Below are 13,617 nucleotides of genomic sequence, written 5' to 3' on the forward strand. Positions count from 1 at the left end.
CCTCTGACATGCCGGTTGCGGCCCCGCTTGCCGTATCGCTGGGCGATCCTGCCGGGGTCGCTCCAGAACTAATCGCAGAAGCATGGGCCCGGCGCGAGGAATGCGGGCTGTCGCCGTTCTTCGTAGTGGGCGGCGCCGGGTTGCTGCGCGCTGCAGCGGCCACGCGTGGCGTTGATCTGCCTGTGGTGACAATCGGCGATCCCGCTGACGCTGCCGAAGCCTTCGGGCTGGGACTGCCGGTTCTCGGTGCAGCGGACTGCCCCCCCGCGTTTGGCGCGCCGACGCGGGAAGGCGCCGCGCTCGCACTGCATTCGCTGACACTTGCCACCGACCTCGCCCTCAGCGGGCAAAGCGGTGGCGTCGTGACCGGTCCGATCGCCAAGTCGAAGCTGGCCGAAGTGGGCTTTACCCAACCCGGTCAGACCGAATTTCTCGCCGATGCCTGCGGCATGCCGCACACTGACGCAGTTATGATGCTTGCGGGCCCTTCGCTGCGCACCGTGCCGCTCACCGTCCATGAGGCGCTGGCGGCAGTGCCCGCGCTTCTCACGCGCGACCTGATTGAGGGAAAAACGCGTATCGTTGCGCGCGCCATGACCCGCGATTTCGGCCTGTCCGCCGCGCGCATCGCCATAACCGGGCTCAATCCCCATGCGGGTGAGGATGGGCGCATGGGCCGCGAGGAAATCGAGGTCATCGCGCCCGCCATCGCCGCGCTGCAGGCCGAGGGACTGGCCGTCACCGGCCCCCACCCGGCCGATGCCCTGTTCGCCGCACACGAGCGCGCGAAGTTCGACGTGGCGCTGTGCATGTACCACGATCAGGCCCTGATCCCGATCAAGACGCTCGATTTCGATCAGGGCGTGAACGTAACGCTGGGTCTGCCCGTCGTTCGTACCTCGCCAGACCATGGCACGGCTTTCGGCATCGCTGGCAAGGGCCTGGCCAGCCCCGGTGCCATGATCGCCGCGATCCGCATGGCCGGCGAATGCGCCGCGCGGCGCGCGACCAGCCTCTGATCCGTCTTTCCGAACCCGCCACCAGCGGCTAGGGACACCCGGTGACCAGCACCACCCCATTCCTCCCCCCCTTGCGCGAGGTAATCGCGAAACATGGCCTCTCAGCCAGCAAGGCGCTGGGCCAGAACTTCCTGTTCGACGAGCAGTTGCTCGACCGCATCGCCGCCATTCCCGGGTCGCTGGAAGGTGAACAGGTTCTGGAAGTCGGCCCCGGGCCCGGCGGCCTGACCCGTGCTCTGTTGCGCGCCGGGGCACAAGTCACAGCGATCGAAATGGACCGTCGCTGCCTGCCCGCCCTCGCCGAAGTCGAAGCCGCGTTTCCTGGCAAGCTCAAGGTGATCGAAGGCGATGCGATGAAAATCGCGCCCGCGACCTTGTTCGACGGGCCGTACCATATCGTGGCGAACCTGCCCTACAACGTCGGCACGGCGCTGTTCACCGGCTGGCTTTCCGGCGAGAACTGGCCGCCGCAATGGCGCTCGCTCACGCTGATGTTCCAGGAGGAAGTCGCGCGCCGCATCGTCGCCGGGCCGAATACATCTGCCTATGGCCGCCTGGCCGTGCTGGCGCAGTGGCGCTCGACCGCAAGGCTGGCGATGAAAGTCCATCGCAGCGCCTTCACCCCGCCCCCCAAGGTCATGTCCGCCATCGTCCATGTCGAGCCCGGACAGGCGCCCGAAGGCGTCTCCATGCGCGTTCTGGAGCGTGTGACCGAAGCAGCCTTCGGACAGCGCCGCAAGATGCTGCGCCAGAGCCTGAAAGGCCTGCCCGGCGCGCTCGAGGCGCTGGAAGGGCTTGGCATCGACCCTCAGCGGCGCGCAGAAACGCTGACCGTTGCGGAATTTGTCAGTGTGGCACGGATATTGACCCGGCCATAGCGGTCCGTGCTGCTTCTACCGGAGCGGGACTGTTCTTTGCATAAGTCGAGATGGTCCACGCAGTCGCTCCGGCGACAATGGCAAAGGCCGTGAGTTGCAGCCCTCGGCCCGCGGCAGTTGCGCGCCGTGTCAGCCCGGCGAGGAATCCGCGCGGTGCAGCCAGTTCGGAAAGCGTGACAGGGCCCTGCTGACTCTCGAGCAAGGCACTGACACTGATGGGTTCCTTGAAGGATGCGCCGAACCGGTCGCCCACCTGCCAACGCACCTGGCAAACGAGTGCATGGGAGCCAGCCAGCAGTTCCACAACGGTGCCCCGCGCGGGTGGCTCGGGCATGGCAGCCTGTATACCGCAGGAACTGACGTCGAGCACGGTAGTCTCCTGCTCGGCACCTCTCCAGCGCAGGCGCGCCTCGAGCACCGTACTGGTGCGCAGCTCCCGTCTTCGTTCTTCTTGTACCACGGAAGACATCCTCCCTGGTTGCCATTGAGTGGCAACCTAGGGAGTAATGGTTAGGTTCACGTTAACACGTTCAGGCGTCGACGAGCGCGGCCTTCTTCTTCCGGCGCCAGGCGTGAAGCAGCGGCTCGGTATAGCCACTGGGCTGTTCAACACCCTTGAACACCAGATCGCAGGCTGCCTTGAACGCATAGCTGGTATCCCAGTTGCCCGCCATCGGCTCGTAGAGCGGATCGCTGGCGTTCTGCGCATCAACCTTGGCCGCCATGCGGTGCAGTGAATCCAGCACCTGCTCGGTGGTGCACACGCCATGCAGCAGCCAGTTCGCCATGTGCTGGCTGGAAATACGCAGCGTCGCGCGGTCTTCCATCAGGCCGACATCGTTGATGTCAGGCACCTTCGAGCAGCCGACGCCCTGATCGATCCAGCGCACGACGTAGCCGAGCAGGCCCTGCGCATTGTTGTCCAGTTCCTCGCGCACTTCAGCTTCGGACCAGTTGACGCCCTGCGCCAGCGGCACCGAGAGCAGCAGGTCGAGACCGGGCACCGGCTCGGCCGCGATGGCATCGCGCAAGCCGAACACGTCGACCTGATGATAGTGCGTTGCGTGCAGCGTCGCGGCGGTGGGTGAAGGCACCCATGCGGTGTTGGCGCCGGTCTTCGGGTGGCCGATCTTCTGGACCATCATGTCGGCCATCATGTCGGGCGCTGCCCACATTCCCTTGCCGATCTGCGCCTTGCCGGAGAGGCCGTGCTGCAAGCCAATGGCGACATTGCGCTTTTCGTAAGCGGCGATCCAGGTGGAGCCCTTGATGTCGCCCTTGCGCATCATCGGCCCGGCCCTCATCGAGGTGTGGATTTCGTCGCCGGTACGGTCGAGGAAACCGGTGTTGATGAAGACGATGCGGTCCTTCACTGCGGCGATGCAGGCGGCGAGGTTTGCCGAGGTACGGCGCTCCTCGTCCATCACGCCGACCTTCAGCGTGTTGCGCGGAAGTTGCAGCAGATCCTCAACTGCGTCGAACAAGGCATTGGTAAAGGCGCATTCCTCGGGCCCGTGCATCTTCGGCTTGACGATGTAGATGCTGCCTTCACGGCTGTTGCCGTACTTGGTGAGCCCCTTGACGTCCTGCGCCGAAATAGCGCTGGTGATGACCGCGTCCATGATGCCTTCGGGGATCTCGCTGCCATCGGGCAGCAGAATCGCCGGGTTGGTCATCAGATGACCGACATTGCGCACGAACAGCAGGCTGCGGCCCGGCAGGCTGACCTGCTCACCGCTTTCAAGGATCACCGCCCTGTCACCCGACAAGGCGCGGGTCATCGTCTGCCCACCCTTCTCGAAGGTCTCGACGAGATCGCCCCGGATGACGCCCAGCCAGTTCGCGTAGGCAAGGATCTTGTCCTCGGCATCGACCGCCGCGATCGAATCCTCGAGGTCGCAGATCGTAGTGATCGCGGCTTCGAGAACGATATCGGAGATGCCCGCCTTGTCGGTGCTGCCGACCTGGCTCGACGGGTCGATGACGACCTCGATGTGGAGCCCGTTCGACTTGAACATACGGCCCTTTTCTGTGGCGCCAACGTACTGCGATGGATCGGCCAGCGTGACGTCGGCGCTGTCCACATCGGTCCAGCTGCCCGCGACCAGCGGCAGCGCCTGATCGAGGAACTTGCGCCCCTCAGCAATCACCGCCGCGCCGCGCACCGGATCGTAGCCCTTGCCGGTGGCGGGCGCAGCATCAAGCGCGTCGGTACCGTAATAGGCATCGTAGAGGCTGCCCCAGCGCGCATTGGCCGCGTTGAGCAGGAAACGGGCGTTGAGCACCGGCACGACCAGCTGCGGCCCCGCCATCGTCGCGATTTCGGGATCGACGTTCTTCGTGGCGATGGTGAATTCGCCCGGCTCGGGGACGAGATAGCCAATCTCACGCAGGAACGCCTGATATTCGCCCTGCTCGATCGGCTTGCCTGCACGTTCAAGGTGCCATGCATCGATCTTCGCCTGCAGATCGTCGCGCTTTTCCAGCAGCGCGCGGTTCTTCGGGGCCATGTCGGCTACCAGCGCGGCAAACCCGTTCCAGAAGGCATCCACGTCCTGGCCGATCGGCGCCAGAACCTGTTCCTCCAAGAACTTCGCCAGCCCGGCGGCGACCCGGAGACCCGAACGTTCAACCCTGTCAGTCATCTTTCCTCGCACTTTTTCGAACGCACACGCCAAGTCTCTGACGTGCAACGCACATGACGAATACAAAACTGCCCTGGGGAAGGATGGGAGCCCTATGGCGCATGGCCGCGCGAAAGGCAACAGGAGAGCAGTGTCCCATTCGGGATCAGTGTGAAGGCCTGCCTTACACCCTGCGTCGGCATCGCTTACACTCGGCCACGCGTTAAGCATCCGATTCGGCAGGAACCTGTGGTTGGCACGAACGTTGCTGCACAGGAGGCAGGACAAGAGGTTGGGAATGCTTCGAAAAATCAGTCGCCTGTTCGTTATCAAGACGCACTGGGAAGCGTACATGATCATCTACGCCCTCGCCCTTGGTGCCATCGAGCGCGGCAGTGTCTACCTGACCCGCTTCCCCGGCTTCGGTGGCAAACTCCTGTTCCTCGCCTGTACCGGCTCGGTTTTCATGGCAGGCGCCAAGATCCTCGATTGCATCAAGTTTGAAAAGGCCGCCCGCTTCGAAGCGGCGCAACTGGCTGTGGCAGAGCCCGAACCCGAACAGAAAAAGGCCGCCTGAAAAGGCCCCCCGTCACAGCTTTTCCTGCTGATATCCGGGCTGTGGCGCAGCAAGAATGGCGGACTTCGAGAACTGGCGCGCAGCGTACTTTCAGTACGTGAGCACCGGAAGCGCAGAAGGCTGCCATTCGCAGCCCGCCGTAGCCCGGATATCAGCAGGAAAAGTGGGGTGATTCTGTTGCCAGGCTCACCCCGGGCCCCTGGAATCCGCTTCTGTTGCCCGGTGGGTCCAACCGCGCTTTAGCTTTGTAACTTCAGGGCGTTAGCCCCTAGAATTACGCGGCGAGAGCGAGTGCTTCGTTGTCGTTGGCACTTGTGAGTTTTGAGCCTTTAACGGGTTACTCAGCCCGAACGAAAACACCGCTTTTCAACACACGTCGATCCTAGTTCGGCCCCGTCATCACCCCTGCGACAACAGGGTTTCCCGCCTTGCGGAAGGAAGGGTGATGGTGGAGCCGCCGGGTACCGCCCCCGGGTCCGCTGCATCTATTGCACGCTGCAATTTATCGTCATAGCCGGCGAACCGGCAGGAGCCCATATAGGCGATTGAACGTGAATGTGAAGTGAGCGCGACATTATCGAATGCTGCACCGGCCCGCACCCCCACCCGGCCTCCCACGGAAGTATACTTGATGGGAGGCCGGGTGGGGGTGCGGGCCGGTGCCGCGAAATGCGCATCCGTGCATTTCCAAACAGACCTCAGCTGCGCTTCTTCAGCTCATCCCGGATTTCGATCAGCAGGTCGATCTCGCTCGGACCGGCGGGCGGCGGTGCGGCCTCCTCTTCCTTTTTCTCGACCGCCGCCATCAGCTTGTTCACATAGCGCACCATCAGGAAGATGATGAAAGCCAGGATCAGGAAGTTGATAACGGCAGTAACGAAGGCGCCATAGCCGACCATGGCCGCGCCCGCTTCCTTGAGCGCCGCATAATCGTCGAGCGCGCCAGTGTACCCGTCGGGCGTGCTGAGCAGGACAAAGTGGTTCGAAAAATCCGCGCCGCCGAAGATCGCACCGACCACCGGCATGATCACTTCATCGGTCAGCGACTTGACGATGGCCCCGAAAGCAGCGCCGATGATCACGCCGACGGCCAGATCCATGACATTGCCCTTGGCGATGAATTTCTTGAATTCCTGGAGCATCCGAGCCCTCCTGCAACCGGTTTCGCGACAGCCTGTCGATCATTGCAAGGGCCCGGCACCAGAGCAAGTCCTTGAACCGACACTATACACCGCTACATTCGGCATTCGATAGGCCGCCCCCGCGGCCGGTGAGGAGTAGGAAACACCATGTCAGCTTCGAACACGCCGCGCGACCTTGTCTCGCGCCTTGGCCGTTATGCGTTTGCAGCGATGGCCGCGATGAGCCTGGCCGCCTGCGGTTTCAACTCGGTACCGACCAAGCAGGAAGCGGCAAAGGCCAAGTGGGCCGACGTCGAGGCTGCCTTCCAGGAACGCGCCAACCTCGTGCCCAACCTAGCTGCCGTCGCCAAGGGTGCGGCCGAACAGGAAAAGGCGATCCTCACGGGCGTGATGGAAGCGCGCGCCAAGGCCACCTCGATCCAGATCACCGGCGACGACCTCAAGGACCCGGCGAAGATGGAACAGTTCGCCGCGGCGCAGGGCCAGCTCTCGCAGGGCCTCGGCCGCCTGATGGCGAGCTTCGAGGCCTATCCCGACCTCAAGTCCATCACCAACTACCAGATGCTGCAGAGCCAGCTCGAGGGTCAGGAAAACCGCATCCGCATCTCCATCCGCGACTACAACGCCTCGGTGCAGGACTATAACACCGAAGTGCGCACCTTCCCGACCATGATCGGCGCACGCCTGCGCGGTGCCGATCCGCTGGTGCCGTACAAGGCCGTGACGCCGGGCGCCGAAGTGGCGCCGAGCCTCGAAGGGAAGATGTAAGCCAGTGAAGCAATTCCGGGCCCTGCTCGCGTCGCTCCTGCTAGCCTTGTGCGCCCTGCTTGCGGGACCGCAGGCGGCATGGGCAGCGCCCGACTTTCCCAAGCTGACGGGACAGGTCGTCGATGCGGCCGGTATCATCCCCGATGCAGAAGAAGCGCAGCTCACCCAAAAGCTGGCTGCGCTGGAAAAGCAGTCCACCCGGCAAATGGTGGTGGTTACCGTCCCCAGCCTGCAGGGCTACGAGATCTCGGACTACGGCTATCAGCTCGGCCGCGCATGGGGGATCGGCCAGAAGGGCAAGGACAACGGCGTGCTGCTGCTCGTCGCCCCCAACGAGCGCAAGGTGCGCATCGAGGTCGGCTATGGCCTCGAGCCTGTGCTGACTGACGGCATGTCCTTTCTCATCATCAACAAGGTTATCATCCCCTATTTCAAGAAGGATGATTACCCCGGCGGCATCGCGGCTGGCACCGATGCCATCATCAAGCAGATCACTCTGCCGCCCGAGGAAGCGCAGAAAATCGCCGCCCAGGCCGATCAGCAACGCCAGAGTAGCGGCGGCAGCGTTTCGCTGGGCACTGTCGTGTTCATTCTCATCATCCTGTTCTTCGTGGTCATGCCCATGATCAACGAGGCGCGCAGCGGTGGGCGGCGGCGGCGCAGCGGCGGCGGGTTCATCTGGATTCCCGGCGGTGGCTGGGGCGGCCATGACGATGATCACTGGGGCGGTGGCGGCGGCTGGGGAGGTGGCGGCGGCTTCGGCGGCGGAGGCGGGTTCTCAGGTGGCGGCGGCAGCTTCGGCGGCGGCGGCTCGAGCGGCAGCTGGTAGAGGAGACGACAATGCCCTCCCCCACATACCTTTCGGCGCACGATCACGCGAAGATCAGCGCCGCTGTCGCGCAGGCAGAGCTGCAGAGCGCAGGCGAGATCGTGACGATCCTTGCCGACCGGTCCGACGGCTATACCGACATCCAACTGGCCTGGTCGGCAGCGGCTTCACTCCTGGCCCTGTGCGCGCTCGTCATCGCGCCGGACTTCTATCTGGGCCTTTACGATCATGTTCTGGCCGACTGGGGCCACGAATGGACGCCGCGCGCGATCATCTCGCTGGCAGCCGCCGTGGCAGCGCTCAAATTCGGCGCAGTGTTCCTGCTGCAGCTGTGGCAGCCGCTCAAGTTCTGGCTGGTCCCTCCCCCGGTGAAGACCGCCCGCGTGCACGACCGCGCCATCCGAGCCTTCCGCATCGGCGCCGAGCGGCGCACCACCGGGCGCACCGGGGTTCTGATCTACCTCTCGATGCGCGAACACCGCGCCGAGATCGTCGCCGACGAAGCCATCGCCACCAAGGTCGATCCGCAAGTCTGGGGCGATGCCATGGCCGCGATGCTCGCCCATGTACGCGAGGGCCGCATTGCGGAAGGCATGTGCGCCGCCGTCGAGAAGGTCGGGGCGATTGTCGCGCCTCACTTCCCGCGCGCCGATGACGATATGAATGAACTTCCCGACCGGCTGATCGAGGTGTGACAAGCGTGAGCGACGAACTGGCCGACCACTACGATGCCGGCAAACCCGAAGAGATCATGTGGGAAGGCCGCTTCATCACCGCCAAGAAGCGGGGCAAGTGGGAATACGTCGGCCGCGCGCGCGGCATCCACGCCGCGGTAATTCTGGCCGTCGATGCCGAGGACCACGTAATTCTCGTCGATCAGTATCGCGTGCCGCTGGGGCGGCGCTGCATGGAACTGCCCGCAGGCCTCGTTGGCGACCACGAAGAGGTCGCCGGTGAAGATCCTGTCATTGCGGCAGCCCGTGAACTGGAAGAGGAAACCGGCTATCACGCAGGCCGCATGGAAAAGATCGGCGAGTTCTTCTCATCGCCCGGCATGGTCAGCGAAAGCTTCACCTTGTTCCGCGCACACGATCTGGTGAAGGTCGGCGAAGGCGGCGGCGTCGATAGCGAGGACATCGTCGTCCACCGCGTACCGCTGGCGCAGATCGAGCAGGCGGTGGCGGACTGGCGCGCCGAAGGTTATGCCATCGACGTGAAGATGCTCATGCTGCTGGGCGCGAAGCTGCTCGGCTGACATGCGTACGCGGCCTGGCATCTGCCGTCGCAAGGCCCGCTACGCCAGTGAAGATGCGGCGCTGGAGGTGGCCGAAAAGGCCCCTTTCCCATTGCGCCCGTACCACTGCGAACTGTGTCGCGACTGGCATCTGACCAGCCGCACAAAGGGCATGCGCCTGCCGCGTTTCGAAATCGAGCGGCGACAGGCGGAGAAAATCAAAGGGTCGTGAAGATCGCGCCGAAGTCCTTGCCACCATTGCCGGCTTCCACGAAGGCCCTGTAGATTTCCAGCGCGTGCTCGCCGAGCGGGACCGTCGCATTGGCGTCATGCGCACCGTCGATCGCAAGGCCCAGGTCCTTGAGCATCAACGCCGAAGCGAAGCCACCCTGATAGTCGTAGTCCGCCGGGCTGGTCGCGCCGACGCCGGGAACCGGGGTGTAGTCATTCAGCGACCAGTTGTAGCCGGTCGACTTCGAGCTGATCTCGTAGAATTTCTGCGGAGCAAGCCCCGCCCGCTTGGCCAGCGCCATCGCTTCGCAAGTGCCGATCATGTGGATCGCCAGCAGCATGTTGTTGCACATCTTGGCAACCTGCCCGCTGCCGATCTGCCCGGCGTGGATTACCGCCTTCGACATCGGCTCCAGAACGGCCTGCGCCTTGGCGAAAGCTTCCGACGTGCCGCCGACCATGAAGGTCAGCGAACCGCCACTGGCCGCCGCAATGCCGCCTGAGACGGGTGCATCGACCATGGTGTAGCCCGCATCCTCGGCCAGCCCGGCCACTTCGCGCGCAGTGGCGACGTCGATGGTCGAGCAATCGAGGAACAGCGCACCCTTGGGAGCCTTGCCGATCACTTCGCCGGTATAGACCGACTTCACGATCTTGCCGTTGGGCAGCATGGTGACAACGGCATCCGCTTCAGCGACAGCTTCGGAAACGGTCGAGAACGGCTCGCAGCCCTTTTCCTTCGCCTTGGCCAGCGCATCCTCGGACAGATCGAAAGCGTGAACCTTGTAGCCGGCTGTCACGAGGTTAGCGGCCATGCCGCCGCCCATGTTGCCAAGGCCGATGAACGCAATCGTCTTCATGTCATTCTCCCAGAGGTCATTCGGGTGCGCGGCGCCCGTCTAGGCCGGTTTGCAGGCTGCGGCAGCCCGCCAAAAGACCAGCTGCCGCAAGAGATTCGCTTACTTGCCTTTCCAGACGCCCGGACGCTTCTCGACGAAGGCGGTCATGCCCTCGACCTTGTCTTCGGTCGAAGTGAGAATCTGGAACATGCGGCGTTCGGCCAGCAGGCCCTGATCAAGAGTCGTTTCGAACGCGACATTGACCATTTCCTTGTTGATCATTGTGGCGAGCGGCGGCATCGCGGCGATCTTGGCGGCTGTCTTGAGTGCCTCGTCGAGCAACTGCTCCGCCGGAACGACACGGCTGACCAGCCCCGAACGCTCGGCTTCCTCGGCGCCCATGTTTCGGCCAGTGAGGCACATGTCCATCGCCTTGGCCTTACCCACCGCACGGGTCAGGCGCTGCGATCCGCCCATGCCCGGTGCGACTGCCAGCTTGATTTCAGGCTGGCCGAACTGCGCGGTTTCCGACGCGATGATGAAATCCGACATCATCGCCAGCTCGCAACCACCGCCCAGCGCGAAGCCGTTGACCGCTGCGATCCAGGGCTTGCGGGTGCGGCGCACGATATCGGCCTGCCAGCCGGAGAAGAAGTCTTCGGAGAAGAACTCGGCACTCGACTTCTCGACCATTTCCTTGATGTCGGCGCCGGCGGCAAAAGCCTTGTCACCCGAACCGGTGATGACTGCGCAGCCCTGGCTCTTGTCGGCTTCGAACTTGGCAAAGGCGTCACTCAGCTCGGCCAGAACCGTCGAGTTGAGGGCGTTGAGCGCCTTGGGGCGGTTGAGCGTGATGAGGGTGACGCCCCCCTTCTGTTCGACCAGGATCGTTTCGTAGCTCATAGGGGCTTCCATTCCTCTTCAGCGGGGAGCGGCGCGAAAATCGCATCCAGCATCTCGTCCGTCACGCCTTCGGGCGTGGCGGGGTTCCATTTCGGCGCGTTGTCCTTGTCGACGATCACTGCCCGAACGCCCTCGGCGAAGTCGGGCAGGACAAGGGTGCGGCCGCCAATGCGGTATTCCATCGCCATGTTCTGGGCGAAAGTTTCCAGCTTCATGGATTCGGCCAGCTGGCGCAGCGAAACCTTGCAGGCCTGCGGGCTCTTGGTGCTCAGCGAAGCCAGTTCCTTGGCAGCCCATTCACTGTCATCGGCATCCAGCGAAGCCAGCACTTCCTCCAGTGTGTCGAAGGCAAAGTGCTTGCGGATCTGCGCAGCGTATTCGGCGATGTCAGGCTCCGGCGGAGTTGCCGCCAAAGCTGTCAGAACACCCGCGATCTCATGCCCGGCGGCGATGCGCTTCTTGGCGTCCCCTAGCGCCTCGCTCGGGAGGTAATGCGTGGCGAGGCCCGCCCACAGGCATTCCTCGCCCTTCAGACGCGCACCGGTAAGCGCCAGGAACTGGCCCACACGGCCATCGAGGCGCGAAAGGAACCAGCCGCCGCCCACGTCCGGGAAAAGGCCAATTCCGGTTTCGGGCATGGCAAAGCGGGTGTGCTCGGTCGCCACACGGTATTTCGCCGGCTGCGAGATGCCGACGCCGCCACCCATGGTGATGCCGTCCATGAAGGCGACCACGGGCTTTTCATAGGTGAACAGCTGGTTGTTCAGCCGGTACTCGTCATAGAAGAACTTGCGGCCGGAGACGCCGCCGTCTTCCAGCGCGGACTGGCGCAGCAGGTTGATATCGCCGCCAGAGCAGAAACCGCGTCCCTCCGAATGGTCGATGATAACGACCTTCACTTCGGGATCGGCCGCCCACTCGGTGAGGACTTCAGTCATGCCCTGACACATGCCCAGCGTCAGCGCATGGATTGCCTTCGGGCGGTTCAGCGAGATGATGCCTGCGACGCCCTCGCGCCGGATCAGCAGTTCGTCGGTCATTACTTGAGCAGGTCCCTGCCAATGATCATGCGCATCACCTCGTTGGTACCCTCAAGGATACGATGCACGCGCAGATCGCGCCAGAAACGCTCGATCGGATAGTCCTTGAGGTAACCATAGCCGCCGAACATCTGCAGCGCACGGTCGACCACCGATGAGCCGGTGTCGCTGGCCATCATCTTGGCCATGGCGGCAAAGCGAGTCTTGTCTGGTGCCTTGCTGGTGACCTTGTCCGCGGCGATGTAGAGCAGCGCACGCGCCGCCTCGAGTTCGGCAGCCATCTCCGCGAGACGAAACTGGGTGTTCTGGAACTCGGCGATCGGCTGGTCGAACTGCTTGCGATCCTTCACATACTGGATCGCCTCGTCGAGGCAGCGCTGCGCGCCGCCCAGCGAGCAGGCGCCGATGTTGAGGCGGCCGCCGTCGAGGCCGGCCATGGCGAACTTGAAGCCATCACCTTCGGCACCGATACGGTTTTCGACCGGCACCCGGCAATCCTCGAAAATCACCTGCGCGGTGGGCGAGCTGTTCCAGCCCAGCTTCTTCTCGGGCGCACCGAACGACAGGCCAAGCGTGCCCTTCTCCACCACGAAAGCCGAAACGCCGCGCGACTTGTGCTCGCCAGTGCGCGCCATGACGACATAGACATCGTTGTAGCCGCCGCCCGAGATGAACTGCTTGGTGCCGTTCAGCACGTAGTGATCGCCATCCAGCTTCGCGCTGGTCTTGAGCGCTGCCGCGTCCGAACCCGAGCCGGGCTCGGTCAGGCAATAGGAGCCGATCTTCTCCATCGTCACCAGATCGGGAAGATAGCGGTCCTTCAGCTGCTGATCGGCGAAAGTGTCGATCATCCAGGCGACCATGTTGTGGATCGAGATATAGGCGCTGGTGGAAGGACAGCCGTAGCTCATGGCTTCCATGATCAGCGCGGCATCAAGACGGCCAAGACCGATCCCGCCATTCTCCTCGGAGACATAGATCGCACCGAAGCCCAGCTCGCCTGCGGCCTTCCACACATCGACCGGATAGTGGTGCTTTTCGTCCCACTCGGCCGCGAACGGCGTGATCATGTCTGCGGTGAATTTGCGCGCGGTCTCCTGGATCGCGATCTGATCGTCGGTAAGCCCGAACTGTTGTGTCATTCCCGTTTCATCCCCGTTTTCAGACGGCCCGCTCCGCCGGCTTGTGCTCAGCCGCAAGCGATACGCGTGATAGCCATTGTGTCGTCGTAGTCGACCGTGAGCCTTCCGGGCCGGAATTCCGCCGTCACGATCGTTCGCGGCGGAACCCAGCGCAGCGACCGTGCTCCGGTCAACCGCATAAGCTCCACGCCGCTCGCAGTGCTGGCCATGGCACCGATAAACCTTTGCGCCGCCACTGCATCGCATCTCTGCGAAGGACGAAGCGACGCAGCGTCATTACCGGCAACGCAGCCTGCCAGTACCGTGCCAGCCGCGCCCAAGGCCGCAAATGCGGCTATGGGCGCTCCGTTCCGGGTGACAGGCTGACAGCCTTTCATCGCACCGGCCCGAT

General features: G+C 63.6%; 16 protein-coding genes and 1 other RNA gene. 8 read left to right on the top strand and 9 right to left on the bottom strand.

Annotation, left to right across the window (positions count from 1 at the left end; translation table 11 throughout):
* The first annotated feature begins 8 nt into the window (after nucleotides 1-8).
* Nucleotides 9-1,019, top strand: coding sequence for a 4-hydroxythreonine-4-phosphate dehydrogenase PdxA (gene pdxA / locus MTR64_RS13000; RefSeq protein WP_243994511.1), 1,011 nt, complete (start codon nucleotides 9-11; stop codon nucleotides 1,017-1,019).
* A 41-nt stretch (nucleotides 1,020-1,060) separates the two neighbouring features.
* Entirely contained in the window at nucleotides 1,061-1,897 is an 837-nt protein-coding gene (rsmA, locus tag MTR64_RS13005; protein WP_243994512.1) for a 16S rRNA (adenine(1518)-N(6)/adenine(1519)-N(6))-dimethyltransferase RsmA, read from the top strand.
* Here rsmA and MTR64_RS13010 read toward each other — a convergent pair.
* Together MTR64_RS13010 and MTR64_RS13015 are read right to left on the bottom strand one after the other, a co-directional pair.
* A complete protein-coding gene (locus tag MTR64_RS13010; RefSeq protein WP_243994513.1) occupies nucleotides 1,866-2,357 on the bottom strand; it encodes a PilZ domain-containing protein in 492 nt (163 codons plus the stop codon). The genes rsmA and MTR64_RS13010 overlap by 32 nt on opposite strands.
* 70 nt (nucleotides 2,358-2,427) lie before the next feature.
* A complete protein-coding gene (locus tag MTR64_RS13015) occupies nucleotides 2,428-4,542 on the bottom strand; it encodes a malate synthase G (RefSeq protein WP_243994514.1) in 2,115 nt (704 codons plus the stop codon).
* Between the two features lie 277 nt (nucleotides 4,543-4,819).
* Here MTR64_RS13015 and MTR64_RS13020 point away from each other — a divergent pair, with 277 nt between their 5' ends.
* On the top strand, nucleotides 4,820-5,098 hold the full coding sequence (locus MTR64_RS13020) for a hypothetical protein (RefSeq protein ID WP_243994515.1): 279 nt from the start codon (nucleotides 4,820-4,822) through the stop codon (nucleotides 5,096-5,098).
* 162 nt (nucleotides 5,099-5,260) lie between these two features.
* On the opposite strand, the gene ssrA is transcribed toward MTR64_RS13020, so the two are convergent.
* Together ssrA and mscL are read right to left on the bottom strand one after the other, a co-directional pair.
* Nucleotides 5,261-5,664, bottom strand: a transfer-messenger RNA (tmRNA) gene (gene ssrA / locus MTR64_RS13025).
* Between the two features lie 132 nt (nucleotides 5,665-5,796).
* Nucleotides 5,797-6,240, bottom strand: coding sequence for a large conductance mechanosensitive channel protein MscL (gene mscL, locus MTR64_RS13030; RefSeq protein WP_243994516.1), 444 nt, complete (start codon nucleotides 6,238-6,240; stop codon nucleotides 5,797-5,799).
* A gap of 147 nt (nucleotides 6,241-6,387) precedes the next feature.
* Here mscL and MTR64_RS13035 point away from each other — a divergent pair, with 147 nt between their 5' ends.
* From MTR64_RS13035 to MTR64_RS13055, 5 genes are read left to right on the top strand one after another with little or no spacing between them, the layout of a single operon-like run.
* Nucleotides 6,388-7,008 (top strand): LemA family protein, encoded by a 621-nt coding sequence (locus tag MTR64_RS13035; RefSeq protein ID WP_419144945.1) that lies wholly within the window; start codon nucleotides 6,388-6,390, stop codon nucleotides 7,006-7,008.
* 4 nt (nucleotides 7,009-7,012) lie between these two features.
* Nucleotides 7,013-7,837 (top strand): TPM domain-containing protein, encoded by an 825-nt coding sequence (locus MTR64_RS13040; RefSeq protein ID WP_243994517.1) that lies wholly within the window; start codon nucleotides 7,013-7,015, stop codon nucleotides 7,835-7,837.
* A gap of 11 nt (nucleotides 7,838-7,848) precedes the next feature.
* Complete coding sequence (locus MTR64_RS13045; RefSeq protein WP_243994518.1) at nucleotides 7,849-8,532, top strand: TPM domain-containing protein; 684 nt, start codon at nucleotides 7,849-7,851, stop codon at nucleotides 8,530-8,532.
* Between the two features lie 56 nt (nucleotides 8,533-8,588).
* The gene (locus tag MTR64_RS13050; RefSeq protein WP_419144946.1) at nucleotides 8,589-9,092 is read left to right on the top strand and encodes an NUDIX hydrolase; all 504 of its coding nucleotides are present in this window, start codon (nucleotides 8,589-8,591) and stop codon (nucleotides 9,090-9,092) included.
* A gap of 1 nt (nucleotide 9,093) precedes the next feature.
* Nucleotides 9,094-9,303: a hypothetical protein gene (locus MTR64_RS13055; protein WP_243994519.1), complete on the top strand. Its 210-nt coding sequence runs from the start codon at nucleotides 9,094-9,096 to the stop codon at nucleotides 9,301-9,303.
* Here MTR64_RS13055 and mmsB read toward each other — a convergent pair.
* The 5 genes from mmsB to MTR64_RS21370 all read right to left on the bottom strand — a co-directional run bounded on the left by mmsB (nucleotide 9,290) and on the right by MTR64_RS21370 (nucleotide 13,603).
* The gene (gene mmsB / locus MTR64_RS13060) at nucleotides 9,290-10,162 is read right to left on the bottom strand and encodes a 3-hydroxyisobutyrate dehydrogenase (protein ID WP_243994520.1); all 873 of its coding nucleotides are present in this window, start codon (nucleotides 10,160-10,162) and stop codon (nucleotides 9,290-9,292) included. The genes MTR64_RS13055 and mmsB overlap by 14 nt on opposite strands.
* A 99-nt stretch (nucleotides 10,163-10,261) precedes the next feature.
* A complete protein-coding gene (locus tag MTR64_RS13065; RefSeq protein ID WP_243994521.1) occupies nucleotides 10,262-11,044 on the bottom strand; it encodes an enoyl-CoA hydratase-related protein in 783 nt (260 codons plus the stop codon).
* Nucleotides 11,041-12,084: an enoyl-CoA hydratase/isomerase family protein gene (locus MTR64_RS13070; RefSeq protein WP_243994522.1), complete on the bottom strand. Its 1,044-nt coding sequence runs from the start codon at nucleotides 12,082-12,084 to the stop codon at nucleotides 11,041-11,043. Before MTR64_RS13070 ends, MTR64_RS13065 begins: the two co-directional genes overlap by 4 nt.
* Nucleotides 12,084-13,226: an acyl-CoA dehydrogenase family protein gene (locus MTR64_RS13075; protein WP_243994523.1), complete on the bottom strand. Its 1,143-nt coding sequence runs from the start codon at nucleotides 13,224-13,226 to the stop codon at nucleotides 12,084-12,086. Before MTR64_RS13075 ends, MTR64_RS13070 begins: the two co-directional genes overlap by 1 nt.
* A gap of 47 nt (nucleotides 13,227-13,273) precedes the next feature.
* A complete protein-coding gene (locus MTR64_RS21370) occupies nucleotides 13,274-13,603 on the bottom strand; it encodes an I78 family peptidase inhibitor (protein ID WP_268740896.1) in 330 nt (109 codons plus the stop codon).
* Between the last annotated feature and the right edge of the window lie 14 nt (nucleotides 13,604-13,617).

Source organism: Novosphingobium album (ex Hu et al. 2023) (assembly GCF_022832385.1).
In the GTDB taxonomy this organism is placed as follows: domain Bacteria; phylum Pseudomonadota; class Alphaproteobacteria; order Sphingomonadales; family Sphingomonadaceae; genus Novosphingobium; species Novosphingobium album.

Excerpts from the sequence above, each read along its gene's own strand:
- MTR64_RS13035 (WP_419144945.1), top strand. The coding sequence starts at position 6,388 with ATGTCAGCTTCGAACACGCCGCGCGACCTTGTCTCGCGCCTTGGCCGT.
- pdxA (WP_243994511.1), top strand. The coding sequence starts at position 9 with ATGCCGGTTGCGGCCCCGCTTGCCGTATCGCTGGGCGATCCTGCCGGG.
- MTR64_RS13050 (WP_419144946.1), top strand. The coding sequence starts at position 8,589 with ATGTGGGAAGGCCGCTTCATCACCGCCAAGAAGCGGGGCAAGTGGGAA.
- MTR64_RS13055 (WP_243994519.1), top strand. The coding sequence starts at position 9,094 with ATGCGTACGCGGCCTGGCATCTGCCGTCGCAAGGCCCGCTACGCCAGT.
- MTR64_RS13020 (WP_243994515.1), top strand. The coding sequence starts at position 4,820 with ATGCTTCGAAAAATCAGTCGCCTGTTCGTTATCAAGACGCACTGGGAA.
- mmsB (WP_243994520.1), bottom strand. The coding sequence starts at position 10,162 with ATGAAGACGATTGCGTTCATCGGCCTTGGCAACATGGGCGGCGGCATG.
- MTR64_RS13065 (WP_243994521.1), bottom strand. The coding sequence starts at position 11,044 with ATGAGCTACGAAACGATCCTGGTCGAACAGAAGGGGGGCGTCACCCTC.
- MTR64_RS13015 (WP_243994514.1), bottom strand. The coding sequence starts at position 4,542 with ATGACTGACAGGGTTGAACGTTCGGGTCTCCGGGTCGCCGCCGGGCTG.
- MTR64_RS13045 (WP_243994518.1), top strand. The coding sequence starts at position 7,849 with ATGCCCTCCCCCACATACCTTTCGGCGCACGATCACGCGAAGATCAGC.
- MTR64_RS21370 (WP_268740896.1), bottom strand. The coding sequence starts at position 13,603 with ATGAAAGGCTGTCAGCCTGTCACCCGGAACGGAGCGCCCATAGCCGCA.
- MTR64_RS13070 (WP_243994522.1), bottom strand. The coding sequence starts at position 12,084 with ATGACCGACGAACTGCTGATCCGGCGCGAGGGCGTCGCAGGCATCATC.
- MTR64_RS13075 (WP_243994523.1), bottom strand. The coding sequence starts at position 13,226 with ATGACACAACAGTTCGGGCTTACCGACGATCAGATCGCGATCCAGGAG.
- mscL (WP_243994516.1), bottom strand. The coding sequence starts at position 6,240 with ATGCTCCAGGAATTCAAGAAATTCATCGCCAAGGGCAATGTCATGGAT.